Source organism: Streptomyces sp. NPDC046379 (assembly GCF_055587785.1).
Genome location: NZ_JBVJFP010000024.1, coordinates 63,640 through 77,766, shown reverse-complemented (window position 1 = coordinate 77,766; position 14,127 = coordinate 63,640). Strand labels below are relative to the sequence as shown.

Here is a 14,127-nt window from a genome sequence, read left to right as displayed (position 1 = left end):
CAGCGGTTGGCGCGTCAACACGGGTACCTCTTGCAACAGACCGATTCCGCGCCGTTCCGAGGACGGACACCCCCGGCCCGGCCCCGACGAGGCACCAGGCGACAGCGCCACCGCAACCGAGAACCGACCCCGACAGGCCGCCGCAGGCAGTAACCCGCACCCACCCGCGAACACCCACCCGGCCTCGCCCGCGCCCCGCCTCAGCCCGTCCCGAGCCCCGAGGTCGGCAGACCGGACGGCATCGTGCCGCCCTCCGCCTTGGTGTACGTCTCCTGGCCGAGCCCGCCGTCCCAGGTCACCTCGAGGCTCGTGTCGCTGACCGAGTCCACCGTCCCGGTCCCGCGCTCGTCGGTGCCCTCCGTGCAGTTCAGACGGATGGTCGAGGCGCCGGACGCCTCCTCGACCCGCCCGCTGCACACGGTGCCGCGCGTGGCGAAGAGCCCGGCCTCGCCGTCGTTGATCATCAGCACCACCGACTCGCCGCCGGTCGTGGCGAGCCAGCTGCCCTCCAGTTCCCCGGCCGGGGCGGAGGCGGAGGCGGACGCGGAGGCCGACGGAGACGCGGACGCGGAGGACGAGGCCGACGCGCTGGGCGCCGGCGTGGCGTCGTCCTCGGAGTCGTCTCCGCCGCACGCCGTCAGCGTGACCGCGCCGACGAGAGCCGCGGCCACGGCCGCGAGCCGTATACGCCTCCCGCGCGCGTGGGTCGCCGTACGCACAGCAGTGCCCCCCGAAATGAGCCGGTGGTCGGACGGTGGAACAGGAACGGCGTGGAACGCGTCTGTTCTACTGCACGAACACCGTACGAACCAGCGGCGGGGGGCCGACGGAGCTGTAACCGTGGGAACACCCCCCGTGCACGTGCATCTGCGCATGCACCTGCTCATGCGTTTGCACGGGAAACAGGGTTATGATCCGGCACAGTTGACCACTGCATCAATGGCCACACCAGCCAGTGCACCACCGGGGAGCGACCTGTGGACCACGACGTGTACAACGGCATGGCCGCCACCGAGCTGCGCGGAGTGGCTTGGCAGAAGAGTCGGCACAGCAATTCGCAAGGCTCGTGTGTGGAATTCGCCCGGCTGCCGGGCGGCAGGGTGGCCGTGCGCAACTCGAACTTCCCGGACGGCCCCGCCCTCGTCTACACGCGCGCGGAGATCGAGGCGATGCTGCTCGGCGTCAAGGACGGAGAGTTCGACCACCTGGTCGCGGGCTGACGCCGGACGGTGTTCGCCGACTCGGCGGGAGACGCCGAGACAACGTTGTCATAGCTAACACCCCGTCGCCGGACCGGCGAGAGCGGCAAGAACCGTCGTCACGACCGCCGGAGGCAGGATCGCGCCCCGCGTGTGCAGACCCGCGGCGCGGAAAACGCCGCGGGCCTCAGCCGTCCTTCTCCAGGCGGAACATCGCCCAGACCACCTTGCCGCTCAGCGTGCCGGCCAGCGGGTTCCAGCCCCAGCTGTCGCAGAAGGAGTCGACCAGGAACAGCCCGCGCCCCGACTCCGCCGAGAAGTCCTCGGCGTCACGGGCGACCGGACTGTCGTTGCTGGGGTCGCGCACCGCGCACACCAGACGCTCGGTCCAGCGCAACAGGTGCAGCCGCACCGGCGGTTCGTGGGCCGGCGTGAGCGGTCCCGCGTCCGGCAGCGCGTGCCGCAGGGCGTTGGTGACCAGTTCCGAGACCACGAGACAGACGTCGTCGAAACGCTCGCCGACTTCCCACTGGTCGAGCGTCCTGCGGGTGAACCGCCTGGCCTCGCGGACCGCTTCGTAACGGGCGGGCAGAGCGCAGGAGGCGGCGCTGGACACGGCCGCGGGATCCAGCGGCGGAAGGCCCTGCCGTAACGGCTCGAGCATGGTCGATCCATTCGTCCCCATGCGAGGCACTCCCGGGAATTCGCGGTCGTTGCGATGCAGGCGTTGCGATGCAGCGGTGGCGCGGGACCATGGTTTCGGATGCGTACAGCAGATGCAAGGGCAGATGCACGTGCACGCGACCGAATTGGCCCCTCCCGTACCGCTTGTTGCTCATTTTTTCCGCCACCTTTTCGCCGTCTGCCCGCCTTCCGCCCGCCTTCTTCTTCGCTCCCCCGTCTCCTCGTCTTTGGCTTCTTTCCGTCTGTGTAATCGGACGAGTACTGCTCGGAGTGATTTAGTGGCAGACTGCGGGCCCTAAAGACGGTTGGGGAGGCTGGCGAACGTGAGCGCGGGAGAGCCCGGATCGGTGGTGCGGCGGATGCTGCTCGGCTCGCAACTCAGGCGACTTCGCGAGGCGCGCGGGATCACGCGCGAGGCTGCGGGCTACCACATCCGCGCCTCCGAGTCGAAGATCAGCCGGATGGAGCTGGGCCGGGTGAGCTTCAAGACCAGGGACGTGGAGGACCTGCTGACGTTGTACGGGATCATGGACGAGGCCGAGCGCGCATCGCTCATCTCGCTCGCCCGTGAGGCCAACGTGGCGGGCTGGTGGCACAGCTATTCGGACGTCCTGCCGAGCTGGTTCCCGACGTACGTCGGCCTGGAGGGCGCGGCGTCCGTCATCCGCGTGTACGAGGTGCAGTTCGTGCACGGCCTGCTCCAGACCGAGGCGTACGCCCGCGCGGTGGTGCGGCGCGGCATGCAGGGCGCGAGCGAGGCGGACGTCGAAAAGCGCGTGGCGCTGCGGCTGGAGCGGCAGAAGCACCTCGTCTCCGAGAACGCCCCCGACTTCCACATCGTCCTCGACGAGGCCGCCCTGCGCCGCCCCTACGGCGACCGCGAGGTGATGCGCGGGCAGCTCCAGCACCTCATCGAGTTCTCCGAGCGGCCCAACGTACGGCTGCAGATCATGCCGTTCAGCTTCGGCGGCCACGCCGGCGAGAGCGGCGCCTTCACCATCCTCAGCTTCCCGGAGTCCGACCTGTCGGACGTGGTCTATCTCGAGCAGCTCACCAGCGCGCTCTATCTGGACAAGCCCGAGGACGTCGCCCAGTACGAGAAGGCGCTCAAGGAGCTCCAGCACGACAGCCCCGGTCCCGCCGAGAGCCGGGACCTGCTGCGCGGCCTGCTCCAGCTGTCCTGAATCCGTCCGCGTCCGGCACCCGGAGTCTGCTCACCGGCCCCCCAATTCCCGTTTGTCACAAGTACGATGACGGACGATCAGGGACTGCTTCCGCAGCAGGGATTGAGGGGTCACATGTCGTCCTACTTCACCGAGCTGGCTCAGCAGTACATCGACGGCGAGTGGCGTCCGGGAACCGGGTCCTGGGACATCATCGACTTCAACCCGTACGACGGCGAGAAGCTGGCCGCGATCACGATAGCCACGTCCGACGAGATAGACGAGGCGTACCGCGCCGCGGCCCGCGCCCAGCGCGCCTGGGCCGAGGCCGGCGCGTATGCCCGCCGCGTCGTCCTGGAGAAGGCCCTGCGCCTGCTCGAGGAGCGCGAGGAGGAACTCGCCGAGGTCATCGTCGCCGAGCTGGGCGGCACCCGGGTCAAGGCCGCGTTCGAGCTGCACCTGGCCAAGGAGTTCCTGCGCGAGGCCGTGAACCTCACGCTGCGCCCCGAGGACCGGCTGATCGCCTCCCCGGACCCCCGCAAGGAGAACCGCCTCTACCGCGTCCCGGTCGGCGTCGTCGGGGTCATCAGCCCCTTCAACTTCCCGTTCCTGCTGACGCTGAAGTCGGTCGCCCCGGCCCTCGCCCTGGGCAACGCCGTCGTGGTCAAGCCGCACCAGGACACGCCCATCACGGGCGGCTCCGCGCTGGCCAAGCTCTTCGAGGACGCGGGCCTGCCGGCCGGTCTGCTCAACGTGGTCGTCACGGACATCGCCGAGATCGGCGACTCCTTCATCGACCACCCGGTCCCCAAGGTCATATCGTTCACCGGCTCCGACAGGATCGGCCGCCACGTCGCCACCGTCTGCGCCCGCAACTTCAAGCGCGCCATCCTCGAACTCGGGGGCAACAGCGCCCTGGTGGTGCTGGACGACGCGGACATCGACTACGCCGTCGACGCCGCCGTCTTCAGCCGGTACGTCCATCAGGGCCAGGTCTGCATGGCCGCCAACCGCGTCCTCGTGGACCGCTCGATCGCCGACGAGTTCACCGAGAAGTTCGTCGCCAAGGTCAAGTCCCTCAAGTCGGGCGACCCGCGCGACCCCGACACGGTGATCGGCCCGGTCATCAACGCCTCGCAGGCCGAGTCGATCTCCGGCACCGTCGAGCAGGCCATCGCCGAGGGCGCGACCGCGCTGGTGCACGGTACGACCACGGGCAACCTGGTCGAGCCGTCGGTCCTCACCGGCCTGCCCGCCGACTCCCCCCTGCTGCGCCAGGAGGTCTTCGGCCCGGTGGCCTTCCTGCTCACCTTCGACGGCGAGGAAGAGGCCGTACGCCTCGTCAACGACACCCCGTACGGGCTCAGCGGCGCCGTGCACACCGCGGACGTGGAGCGCGGCGTGCGGTTCGCCCAGCGGATCGACACCGGGATGTTCCACGTCAACGACGGCACCGTGCACGACGAGCCGCTGGTGCCCTTCGGCGGCGAGAAGAACTCCGGCGTCGGCCGGCTCAACGGCGAGTCGACGGTGGACGCCTTCACGACGCTGAAGTGGATCTCGGTGCAGCACGGGCGCAGCGGGTTCCCGTTCTAGGCGCCTCCTTCCTGGGGCGTCCCGCTGCTGTCTTCGGTCGTCCTCGGCTGCCTCGATCGTCCCCAGCGGGCCATAGAGGACAGAAACTGTCCTCTATGGCCCGTAGCTTCGTCGGTGTCAGGAAGAACTCCCAGAACGCCCCACCGGGGGCACCGACGAAAGGCGGCCGGTCATGGTCACTCACGTTTCCGCGGAGGGCACGCAGGACGAGCGCGGGGCACTGCTGGCCTTCCTGGAGGCCGAGCGCGGCGGCATCCGGCGGGCGCTGCTCGGCCTGACCGACGAGCAGGCGTCGTCCCGCCCGAGCGTCAGCGAGCTGTCGCTGTCCGGACTGCTCAAGCACGTCGCCGAGGTCGAGCAGGGCTGGGTCGCCCGTGCGCGGGGCGAGGAGCCGGCGGTGCGGCGCGACCAGTCCAACTGGGACGAGAACTTCAGGCTGACCGGCGACGAGACGGTCGCCTCGCAACTGGCGTACTGGGAGAAGGTCGCGGCCGAGACGGAGGCCTTCCTGCGCTCGGTGCCGAGCCTGGACGACACCTTCGCGCTCCCCGACGCCCCCTGGTTCCCCGACGAGCGGGTCTCGATGCGCTGGCTGGCCCTGCACCTGATCCGCGAGACCGCCCGGCACGCCGGCCACGCGGACATCATCCGGGAGTCGCTGGACGGGTCCACCGCCTTCGAACTGGTGGCCAGGGAACAGGGCGCGAGCCAGGGCTGACCGGCCGGGGTCCTACGCTGGCCCCATGTCAGCGATCCGTCTTCTCGTGCTGGGCGCCGTCCGCCAGCACGGGCGGGCCCACGGTTACCAGGTGCGCAACGACCTGGAGTACTGGGGCGCGCACGAGTGGTCCAACGCCAAGCCGGGCTCGATCTACCACGCACTGAAGCAGATGGCCAAGCAGGGCCTGCTGCACGCGCACGAGATCGCGCCGTCCACGGCCGGTGGCCCGCCGCGCACCGAGTACGAGATCACCGGCCGGGGCGACGAGGAGTTCTTCCGGCTGCTGCGCGAGGCGCTGACCTCCTACGACCAGAAGACGGACGTGAAGTCGGCGGCCATCGGGTTCATCGTGGACCTGCCGCGGGCGGAGGCGGTGGCGCTGCTCAAGGAGCGCGTCCGGCGGATCGAGGAGTGGCGCAGGGCCGTCACCGCGCACTACGTGCCGGAGGACGGCCCCGAGCAGCTCGGACACATCGGCGAGATCATGAACCTGTGGATCCACACCGCGGACGGCGAGGCCGAGTGGACCGCCGGCCTGATCGCCCGGATCGAGGGCGGCGCCTACACCTTCGCGGGGGAGGGCGAGCCGTTCGTCGGCGTCCTGGAGGACGGCCAGGAGAACCCGTACGCGACGGGGGAGCGGCATCCGGGGGACAGCCGCTGAGGGTGCCGATGCCACGGTCGTCGGTGGCGTCGGTCGTGGACCCGTCCGCCCGCTAATCAAGTTTGACCAACCCGGGTGTCGGAGCTATGTTGGGCAAGTAGTCAAGTTTGAATAATGGGATTGGCGAGGGAGGTGCCCATGGCCGACATGGCGATCACCGTCGACGGCGCGCGCAAGGCGTACGGCGGTGAACAGGCGCTCGACGGGCTCGACCTGACGGTGGGGCGCGGCGCGGTGCACGGAGTGCTCGGGCCGAACGGCGCGGGCAAGACCACCCTGGTCCGCATCCTGTCCACGCTGCTGCGACCGGACGCGGGCCGCGTCGTGGTGGCCGGACACGACGTCGTGACCGAGGCGTACGAGGTGCGGCTGCGCATCGGCCTGCTCGGCCAGCACGCGGCCGTGGACGAGGAGCTGAGCGGCCGGCAGAACCTGGAGCTGTTCGGCCGCCTGTACCACCTGGGCGCCCGGCACGCGCGCGTGCGGGCCGGTGAACTGCTGGAGCGCTTCGGACTCGCCGACACCGGCCGCAAGGCGGTCCGGCAGTACAGCGGAGGCATGCGGCGGCGGCTCGACCTGGCCGCCTCCCTGATCACCGAACCGGAGGTGCTCTTCCTGGACGAACCCACCACCGGCCTCGACCCGCGCGGACGCGCCGAGGTCTGGTCGTCGGTCCGCTCGCTGGTCGGCGGCGGCACGACGGTCCTGCTCACCACCCAGTACCTGGAGGAGGCCGACCAGCTCGCCGACCGCGTCTCGGTCGTGGACCGGGGCCGGGTCGTCGCCGAGGGCACACCGGACGACCTGAAGGCCCTCACCGGCGGCGACCGCATCGACGTCGTCCTGCGCGACGCCGGTCAGCTCGGCGCCGCCCTAGCCCTGCTCCCGCTGCCCAGGGACGCCGTCACGGTCGACGCCGACCGGCGGCTGCTCAGCGCCCCCGTCACCGACCGGATGGCGGCCCTGTCCGGCGTCGTACGGGCCCTGGAGGAGGCCGGCATCGAGGCGGCGGACGTCGCCCTGCGCCGGCCCACGCTGGACGAGGCGTTCCTGTACCTGACCGGGGACGAAGGGCGTGCGAACGAAGGCCGTACGGAGGAAAGCGGTCCGGACGAGAACCGTACGGACGAAAACCGAGCGGACGAAGACCGAACGGGCGGACGCCACGCGAAGGAGGCCGTATGAGCGCCACCGCGCACGCCCTGACCGACTCCTGGACCATGACCCGCCGCGAACTCGCCCACTGGGCGCGGCAGCCCGTCCAGGTCGTCGTGAACGTGGCCTTCCCCGTGATGCTGCTGCTGATGTTCGGCTACCTGGTCGGCGGCGGACGCGGCATCGGCGGCGACTACGTCGACTACCTGGTGCCCGGCATGCTCGCCCTGACCATGGCCTTCGGTCTGGAGGGCACCATGCTCGCCGTCACCCAGGACCTCAACAAGGGCGTCATCGACCGCTTCCGCTCCATGCCGATGGCCAACGGGGCGGTGCTGGTGGGCCGTTCGGCCGCCGACATGCTCCAGTCGGCGTGTGCGCTCGCCGTGCTGTGCGCCGTCGGGTTCGTGCTCGGCTGGCGGGCGCACGGCGGCATCGGGGCGTTCCTCGGCGCGATCGGACTGCTGCTGCTGTTCCGGTTCGCCATGCTGTGGATCGGCATCCAGCTGGCCCTGGTGGCGGGCAAGCCGGAACTGGTGCAGGCCGTGCAGATCCTGGTCTGGCCGGTCGGCTTCCTGTCCAACGCCTTCGCCACGCCCGACTCCATGCCGGGCTGGCTCGGCACGGCCGTCCAGTGGAACCCCATGTCCCACACGGCCACCGCGGTCCGCGACCTGTTCGGCAACCCCGGCGGCGAGCCGGGCCACGTCGGGGCTGCGATCCTGTGGCCCCTGGCACTGCTCGCGGTGTTCTTCCCGCTGGCCGTGCGGCGCTTCGCCCGCCTCAGCCGGTAGACCGGTGGACCGGGCCCACCGGCGGAACCGTGACCCGGTTCCACCGACGGGCCCGGGAAACCGGCTTGCACCTGACGTGGCGTGAGGGCTCAGCGTGGAGGGCGTACCGAGAAGGGAGCGGAAGTGAGCCACTCCGTGGGACAGGTCGCCGGGTACGCCGGTGTGACGGTGCGCACCCTGCACCACTACGACGACATCGGCCTGCTCGTGCCCAGCGAGCGCAGCCGCGCGGGCCACCGGCGCTACAGCGACGCCGACCTCGACCGGCTGCAACGGATCCTGTTCTACCGGGAGCTCGGCTTCCCGCTCGACGAGGTCGCCGCCCTGCTCGACGACCCGGACGCGGACCCGCGCGCGCACCTGCGCCGCCAGCACGAGCTGCTGACCGCCCGGATCGAGAAGCTGCAGAAGATGGCGGCGGCCGTGGAGCACGCCATGGAGGCACGCAGGATGGGCATCAACCTCACCCCCGAGGAACGGTTCGAGGTCTTCGGCGACAAGGACCCCGAGCAGTACGCGCAGGAGGCGGAAGAGCGCTGGGGCGGCACCGAGGCGTACGCGGAGTCCCAGCGCCGCGCCGCGAGCTACACCAAGGAGGACTGGAAGCGCATGCAGGCCGAGGTGGCCGACTGGGGCGAGCGCTACGACGCCCTGATGGCCGCCGGCGAGGCGCCGACCGGCGAGCGGGCCATGGACATGGCCGAGGAGCACCGGCAGCACATCTGCCGCTGGTTCTACGAGTGCCCGTACGACGTCCACCGTGGCCTGGGTGAGATGTACGTCTCGGACGAGCGGTTCAAGGCGTTCTACGAGGCCATGCGCCCGGGCCTCGCCGAGCATCTGCGGGACGCCATCACGGCGAACGCGGCACGGCACGCGGCGTGATCCTCCGTCCCGGGTTCCACCGGAGCCAACGGTGGAACCCGGGACGGACACCATCCGTTGATAGCTTTGTCCGGCCGTAGCCGAAGCCGTACTCACCTCACCCCACTGGAGCCCGGAACCGTGACGACGCTTGCCCTCGGACCGAGCTGGCTGGACCCGAACTATCTGCTCGACACCTTCGGGATCTGGGGCCTGCTCCTCATCGTCTTCGCCGAGTCGGGCCTGCTCATCGGGTTCTTCCTGCCGGGCGACTCCCTGCTGTTCACGGCCGGTCTGCTGATCGCCTCGAAGGAACTGGACTTCCCGCTGTGGTCGGCGATCGTCCTGATCTGCGTCGCCGCGATCCTCGGCGACCAAGCCGGCTACATGTTCGGCAAGAAGGTCGGTCCGTCGCTGTTCACGCGCCCGGACTCCCGCTTCTTCAAGCAGGAGAACGTCACCAAGGCGCACGAGTTCTTCGAGAAGTACGGCCCGAAGTCGCTGGTCCTGGCCCGGTTCGTGCCCATCGTGCGCACGTTCACGCCGATCATCGCGGGCGTCAGCGGCATGCGGTACCGCTCGTTCCTGATCTTCAACGTCGTCGGCGGCATCCTGTGGGGCGCCGGTGTGACGCTGCTCGGGGCCTGGCTGGGCAACATCGACTTCGTCAAGAAGAACATCGAGGCGATCCTGATCCTGATCGTCTTCGTGTCGGTGCTCCCGATCATCATCGAGATCTGGCGGGCCCGCTCGAAGAACAAGCAGACCCCGGCCGAGGAGCCCCAGGCCCAGACCCAGACCCAGGCCCAGTACCAGCACCGGCCCGCGCAGCAGTACCGGCCGCCGGTGATGGACGACGCGACCACCCAGCTGCGCCGCATCCCCCCGGCCCACGAGGAGCAGGGGTACGGACAGCAGGGCGGCTACGGCGACCAGGGGTACGGGCAGCAGGGGTACGGCGACGACCAGGGCCACCCGGAGCAGCAGCAGTACGGGAATCAGCAGTACGGGAACCAGCAGCAGTACGGGAACCAGCAGCAGTACGGCAACGAGCAGTACGGACAGCAGCCGTACTACCAGGGGCATCGCCAGGACCAGGAGCCGTACCAGCCGCAGCACCCGCACCCGCAGCAGTACCCCTACAACCCGGGCCAGTAGCGCACCGCGCCTAGAAGCCCCGCGTCCGCTTCGCCGCCCGTCGTCCCCCGCCGGAGGCGCCGGGCAGGCGCAGGAACAGCCGGGAGATCTCCGAGCCCAGGTTGACGCCGATCGCGATGGCCATCGCCAGGGCCGCCGCCTTGGTCAGCGAGCCCAGACCGCTGTCGACGTCGTTCTGGGCGATGGACAGCAGCCCGAAGTACGTCGCCGAACCCGGCAGCAGCGGCCCGATCGCCGCGGTGGTGTACGGCAGGGCGCTCGCGTACCGGTAGCGGGACATCAGCTGCCCGAACAGCCCCACCAGCCCCGCCGCCACCGCCGTCGACGCGACCGGCGACAGCCCGCCCGCGTAGTGCATCGCGCCGTACACCGACCAGGCGACGCCACCGTTCACGGTCACGGCGAGGACGGTGGACCGTTCCTGCTGGAGCAGCACCGCGAAGGTCAGCGACAGCAGCATCGACGCGGCGATCTGGAGCAGCGGCCGTTCCTCGAGGTGCAGCGCCGCGTCGGGGTCGAGCTGCGCCCCCAGCTGGACGCCGAAGTACAGCGCCACCAGCACGCCCGCGACGATCCCGACGAAGAAGTACATGACCTCCAGCAGCCGGGCCGCCGCGGTGATGTAGAAGCCGGTCAGGCCGTCCTGCACGCCCGCCACCAGCGCCCGCCCCGGCAGCAGCGCGAACAGCCCGCCGGTGATGACCGCGGACGCCTTCACGTCGACGTGCGCGAGCGTCAGCGCGACCCCGATCGCGGCGGGCGGCATCGCGGCCACCGTGAACTGGTAGAACTCCGGCAGCCCGCGCCCCGCGCACAGCCACGCCAGCCGGTCGCCGAGCATCGCCCCCAGCGCGGCGGCGAAGAACACGATCGCGTCGCCGCCGACCAGGATCGAGGCCGCGCCCGCCAGGAGCCCGCTCGCGGAGGTGAGGACCCAGGTGGGGTAGGGGTGGCGGTTGCGGCGGATCTCGGCGAGGCGGCGGTAGGCCTCCTCCAGGGAGAGGTGGGTCTCCGGATCGCTGAGGTCGTCCACCAGCCGGAAGACGGCCGCGAGCCGGGTGTAGTCGGTGCCGCGCCGCCGGACCGTCCGGGAGGCGGTGACCGGGTCGTCCACCAGGGACGGCTGGTAGGAGATCGACAGCAGGGTGAAGGTGACGTTGGGCTCGCAGCGGTCCAGGCCGTAGGAGCGGCACACCGCGAACATCGCGGCCTCCACGTCCTCGGCGCCCTCGCCGCCCGCCAGCAGCAGCTCGCCGATGCGCAGGGTCAGGTCGAGGACGCGCGGGACGGCCGGGCCGCCCTCCTCCGCCTTCTGCACCGGCTCCGGCGCGGGCCGCTCGGCCACCGGCATGCGCAGCATCGTGCGCATGCGGTCCTGCCAGGGCAGGTCCTTGGTGAGGCTGACGGCCGGTATGCCGCCGGCCGGGGTGAACGCGGGCGGCGCGCCGCGCGTGCCGTACGTGCTCGGCGGGGTGAACGCCGACCCCTCGGCCTCGGCGCCCGGCGGCTGCGGGACGTCCAGTCCTTCCGGGAGCGCGAACTCCGAAGTGGTCTCCGGCTCGCCGCCGGCCCTGGGCACGGCCAGCCCTTCGGGGACCGCGAACTCGGAGGTGATCTCCGACTCGGACTCGTATGACCCGGAGTCGTACGGCCCGGAGTCGTACGGCCCGGACCGGGATGCGTTCGACCCGGTCCCGAACCTGCCGCGCGCCTCGTCCGACGGCGGCTTGCGGTCCTCCGCATCCGTCGCATCCGTCACTGCGCAACGCTCCCTGAACGACACCTTCCGTGGCTGTCAGTATGCGCGGGATGCGCGCGGACATGCCGGAACGGGCCGCACGCGCGCGTGCGGCCCGTTCCGAGGCGGGCCCGGAATCAGAAGATCAGGGCTCAGTGGCCGCCCTGCTCCTTGAAGCGCTTGTAGGACCGCTCGATCTCCGCCTCGGCGTCGGTCCGGCCGACCCAGTTGGCGCCCTCGACGGACTTGCCGGGCTCCAGGTCCTTGTAGACCTCGAAGAAGTGCTGGATCTCCAGGCGGTCGAACTCCGAGACGTGGTGGATGTCCCGCAGGTGCTCCACGCGCGGGTCGTGCGCCGGGACGCACAGCAGCTTGTCGTCGCCGCCGGCCTCGTCCGTCATGCGGAACATGCCGATCGCACGGCACTGGATGAGGCAGCCGGGGAAGGTCGGCTCGTCCAGGATGACCAGGGCGTCCAGCGGGTCGCCGTCCTCGCCGAGGGTGTTCTCGACGAATCCGTAGTCGGCCGGGTAGCTGGTCGACGTGAACAGGCGGCGGTCCAGGCGGATACGACCGGTCTCGTGGTCCACCTCGTACTTGTTCCGCGAACCCTTCGGAATCTCGATCGTGACGTCGAACTCCACCGGTGGCTCCTCCATGATCAACACACAGTTCTGGTGGTTAAGTGTCCCTCACGCAGGAGTGTGATCGCGAAAGGGGCTGGTGCTGGTGGTCGAGCTGAGGCCTTGGCGAGCCGCGGGACCGCATGTGACGCGGATCGCGAACGCCGTACGCCCCCGTCTCGCCCGGGCCGCATCGGCCGCCCGGCCGCGGGTCGCGCGGCTGGCGTCGGGTGCGTCGTCGCAGGTCGGACGCGCCCTCGGGGCGAAGACCGGGACGTACACCGCAGTCGCCGCCACCGCCGGGCTCGCGCTGGCCGCCGGTGCGGTGACCGCCGCGGGCCCTTGGGACTCCACCGGCCAGCGTACGGCGGAGCGGGAACGCGCCGTCGCCCTTGCGCCGCCGCGTGGCGCAGATCACGTCGACGGGCCGGGGAGGGCGGGCGCGCCGCGGCCCGCGCCGAGCGCCGGGCCGGTGCTGACCGGGCTCGGGGGCGCTACGAGCGTGGCGCGGTCGGCGCCGGACGGCAGGTCCTTCGCCGAGGTCCTCGACCCGCTCCTGAACGTCCCCGCACTGGGCGCGCGCCGTGGCGCGTCGGTCGTGGACCTGTCCACCGGCAGGACGCTGTACGGCGCCGGCGCCGACGCGGCCCTCACGCCCGCCTCGACCACGAAGATCGCCACGGCCGTCGCCGCGCTGTCCGCCCTCGGCCCCGACCACCGCCTCACCACCCGCGCCGCCTACGAGCCCGACACCAAGGAACTCGTCCTCGTCGGCGGCGGCGACCCGACCCTCACGGCACGCGAGCGCGCCCAGGGCCTCGCGAGCCTGCGCACCCTCGCCGCGCGAACGGCGTCCGCCCTGAAGGATCGGGGCGTACGCCGGGTCACGCTCTCGTACGACACCACGCTCTACGCAGGGCCCGAGCTTCACCCGATCGGTGTGAACGAGAACCTCGCCCCCGTCACCGCCCTGATGGCCGACGAGGCTCGCACCGACGACTCCTCCAGTGGCCCGGTGCCCCGTGTCCCGGACCCGGCGGCGGACGCCACCCGCACGTTCGCCGGCCTCCTCAAGGCCCACGGCGTGCACACCACGCCCCCGGGCCCCTCCAAGGCGACCGATCGCGCCGACACCCTGGCGAGCGTCTCCTCGCCGCCCGTCTCCGCCCTGGTCGAGCGGATGCTGACGAACAGCGACAACGACATCGCCGAGGCCCTCTTCCGGCACGTCGCCCGCGCCTCCGGCGAGAGCGCCGACTTCGCCGGCGGCAGCCGCGCGGTCACCGCCCGCCTCAAGGAGCTGGGCGTGCCGCTCAAGGGCGCCGCCCTCCACGACGGCAGCGGCCTGAACCGCGACAACCGCCTGTCGGCCGGCCTCCTCACCGCCCTGCTCGCCGAGGCCGCCGACCCCGACCGCCCCGCCCTGCGCGCCACCCTCACCGGGCTGCCCGTGGCCGGGTTCACCGGCACCCTGTCGGGCCGCTACACCGAGGGCGCGGCCGGCGTCGTACGCGCCAAGACAGGCACTCTGAGGGGCGTCAACACCCTCGCCGGAACCGTCGTCGACACCGACGGGCGCCTGCTGGCCTTCGCCTTCCTCGCTTCGGAGACCCCCGAGGCGACGGCGGCCCAGACGGCCCTGGACACCACGGCGACCGCCCTGTCGGTCTGCGGCTGCCGCTGACCCCCGGGGGGCTTCGGTCGTCCTGACCGGCCTCGCCCGCGGGCCGCCCGTCCGTCCCCGGCCCGTGCGGCCTGCCCCCCGCCG

At 71.2% G+C, this 14,127-nt stretch carries 14 protein-coding genes; 10 read left to right on the top strand and 4 right to left on the bottom strand.

What is annotated here, in order from left to right; translation table 11 throughout:
• Positions 1-200: 200 nt before the first annotated feature.
• The gene (locus tag ACZ6KF_RS30840) at positions 201-671 is read right to left on the bottom strand and encodes a hypothetical protein (RefSeq protein WP_469241362.1); all 471 of its coding nucleotides are present in this window, start codon (positions 669-671) and stop codon (positions 201-203) included.
• Between the two features lie 330 nt (positions 672-1,001).
• Between ACZ6KF_RS30840 and ACZ6KF_RS30835 the strand changes: the two genes are divergently transcribed.
• Positions 1,002-1,220, top strand: coding sequence for a DUF397 domain-containing protein (locus tag ACZ6KF_RS30835; RefSeq protein ID WP_073943372.1), 219 nt, complete (start codon positions 1,002-1,004; stop codon positions 1,218-1,220).
• A gap of 166 nt (positions 1,221-1,386) precedes the next feature.
• On the opposite strand, the gene ACZ6KF_RS30830 is transcribed toward ACZ6KF_RS30835, so the two are convergent.
• Positions 1,387-1,863 (bottom strand): ATP-binding protein, encoded by a 477-nt coding sequence (locus tag ACZ6KF_RS30830; RefSeq protein ID WP_356635033.1) that lies wholly within the window; start codon positions 1,861-1,863, stop codon positions 1,387-1,389.
• 379 nt (positions 1,864-2,242) lie between these two features.
• Between ACZ6KF_RS30830 and ACZ6KF_RS30825 the strand changes: the two genes are divergently transcribed.
• The 8 genes from ACZ6KF_RS30825 to ACZ6KF_RS30790 all read left to right on the top strand — a co-directional run bounded on the left by ACZ6KF_RS30825 (position 2,243) and on the right by ACZ6KF_RS30790 (position 9,998).
• On the top strand, positions 2,243-3,067 hold the full coding sequence (locus ACZ6KF_RS30825) for a helix-turn-helix domain-containing protein (RefSeq protein ID WP_356635047.1): 825 nt from the start codon (positions 2,243-2,245) through the stop codon (positions 3,065-3,067).
• 114 nt (positions 3,068-3,181) lie between these two features.
• Positions 3,182-4,642, top strand: a complete 1,461-nt coding sequence (locus tag ACZ6KF_RS30820) for an aldehyde dehydrogenase family protein (protein ID WP_469241361.1) — start codon at positions 3,182-3,184, stop codon at positions 4,640-4,642.
• A gap of 172 nt (positions 4,643-4,814) precedes the next feature.
• Positions 4,815-5,360 carry a DinB family protein gene (locus tag ACZ6KF_RS30815; RefSeq protein ID WP_469241360.1) on the top strand — a complete coding sequence of 182 codons (546 nt, stop codon included), beginning with the start codon at positions 4,815-4,817 and terminating at the stop codon, positions 5,358-5,360.
• Positions 5,361-5,385: 25 nt separating this feature from the next.
• Complete coding sequence (locus tag ACZ6KF_RS30810) at positions 5,386-6,027, top strand: PadR family transcriptional regulator (protein WP_469159605.1); 642 nt, start codon at positions 5,386-5,388, stop codon at positions 6,025-6,027.
• A 138-nt stretch (positions 6,028-6,165) separates the two neighbouring features.
• Positions 6,166-7,212, top strand: coding sequence for an ATP-binding cassette domain-containing protein (locus tag ACZ6KF_RS30805; protein ID WP_469159606.1), 1,047 nt, complete (start codon positions 6,166-6,168; stop codon positions 7,210-7,212).
• Complete coding sequence (locus ACZ6KF_RS30800; RefSeq protein ID WP_356635023.1) at positions 7,209-7,976, top strand: ABC transporter permease; 768 nt, start codon at positions 7,209-7,211, stop codon at positions 7,974-7,976. The genes ACZ6KF_RS30805 and ACZ6KF_RS30800 overlap by 4 nt, the downstream gene beginning before the upstream one ends.
• A 123-nt stretch (positions 7,977-8,099) precedes the next feature.
• Positions 8,100-8,861 carry a MerR family transcriptional regulator gene (locus ACZ6KF_RS30795; RefSeq protein WP_356635021.1) on the top strand — a complete coding sequence of 254 codons (762 nt, stop codon included), beginning with the start codon at positions 8,100-8,102 and terminating at the stop codon, positions 8,859-8,861.
• Between the two features lie 120 nt (positions 8,862-8,981).
• Positions 8,982-9,998 (top strand): DedA family protein, encoded by a 1,017-nt coding sequence (locus tag ACZ6KF_RS30790; protein ID WP_469241358.1) that lies wholly within the window; start codon positions 8,982-8,984, stop codon positions 9,996-9,998.
• Between the two features lie 10 nt (positions 9,999-10,008).
• Here the strand turns inward: ACZ6KF_RS30790 and ACZ6KF_RS30785 are convergent, their stop codons facing one another.
• On the bottom strand, positions 10,009-11,757 hold the full coding sequence (locus tag ACZ6KF_RS30785) for a threonine/serine exporter family protein (RefSeq protein ID WP_469241356.1): 1,749 nt from the start codon (positions 11,755-11,757) through the stop codon (positions 10,009-10,011).
• A 131-nt stretch (positions 11,758-11,888) separates the two neighbouring features.
• Positions 11,889-12,380: an inorganic diphosphatase gene (locus ACZ6KF_RS30780; RefSeq protein ID WP_003991985.1), complete on the bottom strand. Its 492-nt coding sequence runs from the start codon at positions 12,378-12,380 to the stop codon at positions 11,889-11,891.
• A gap of 124 nt (positions 12,381-12,504) precedes the next feature.
• Here ACZ6KF_RS30780 and dacB point away from each other — a divergent pair, with 124 nt between their 5' ends.
• Positions 12,505-14,043 (top strand): D-alanyl-D-alanine carboxypeptidase/D-alanyl-D-alanine endopeptidase, encoded by a 1,539-nt coding sequence (dacB, locus tag ACZ6KF_RS30775; RefSeq protein WP_469177634.1) that lies wholly within the window; start codon positions 12,505-12,507, stop codon positions 14,041-14,043.
• Positions 14,044-14,127 lie beyond the last annotated feature (84 nt).

What these genes read in the sequence shown, in the direction of transcription:
- ACZ6KF_RS30815 (WP_469241360.1), top strand. Translation starts at nt 4,815, where the DNA reads ATGGTCACTCACGTTTCCGCGGAGGGCACGCAGGACGAGCGCGGGGCA.
- ACZ6KF_RS30805 (WP_469159606.1), top strand. Translation starts at nt 6,166, where the DNA reads ATGGCCGACATGGCGATCACCGTCGACGGCGCGCGCAAGGCGTACGGC.
- ACZ6KF_RS30830 (WP_356635033.1), bottom strand. Translation starts at nt 1,863, where the DNA reads ATGCTCGAGCCGTTACGGCAGGGCCTTCCGCCGCTGGATCCCGCGGCC.
- ACZ6KF_RS30800 (WP_356635023.1), top strand. Translation starts at nt 7,209, where the DNA reads ATGAGCGCCACCGCGCACGCCCTGACCGACTCCTGGACCATGACCCGC.
- ACZ6KF_RS30835 (WP_073943372.1), top strand. Translation starts at nt 1,002, where the DNA reads ATGGCCGCCACCGAGCTGCGCGGAGTGGCTTGGCAGAAGAGTCGGCAC.
- ACZ6KF_RS30810 (WP_469159605.1), top strand. Translation starts at nt 5,386, where the DNA reads ATGTCAGCGATCCGTCTTCTCGTGCTGGGCGCCGTCCGCCAGCACGGG.
- ACZ6KF_RS30825 (WP_356635047.1), top strand. Translation starts at nt 2,243, where the DNA reads ATGCTGCTCGGCTCGCAACTCAGGCGACTTCGCGAGGCGCGCGGGATC.
- ACZ6KF_RS30820 (WP_469241361.1), top strand. Translation starts at nt 3,182, where the DNA reads ATGTCGTCCTACTTCACCGAGCTGGCTCAGCAGTACATCGACGGCGAG.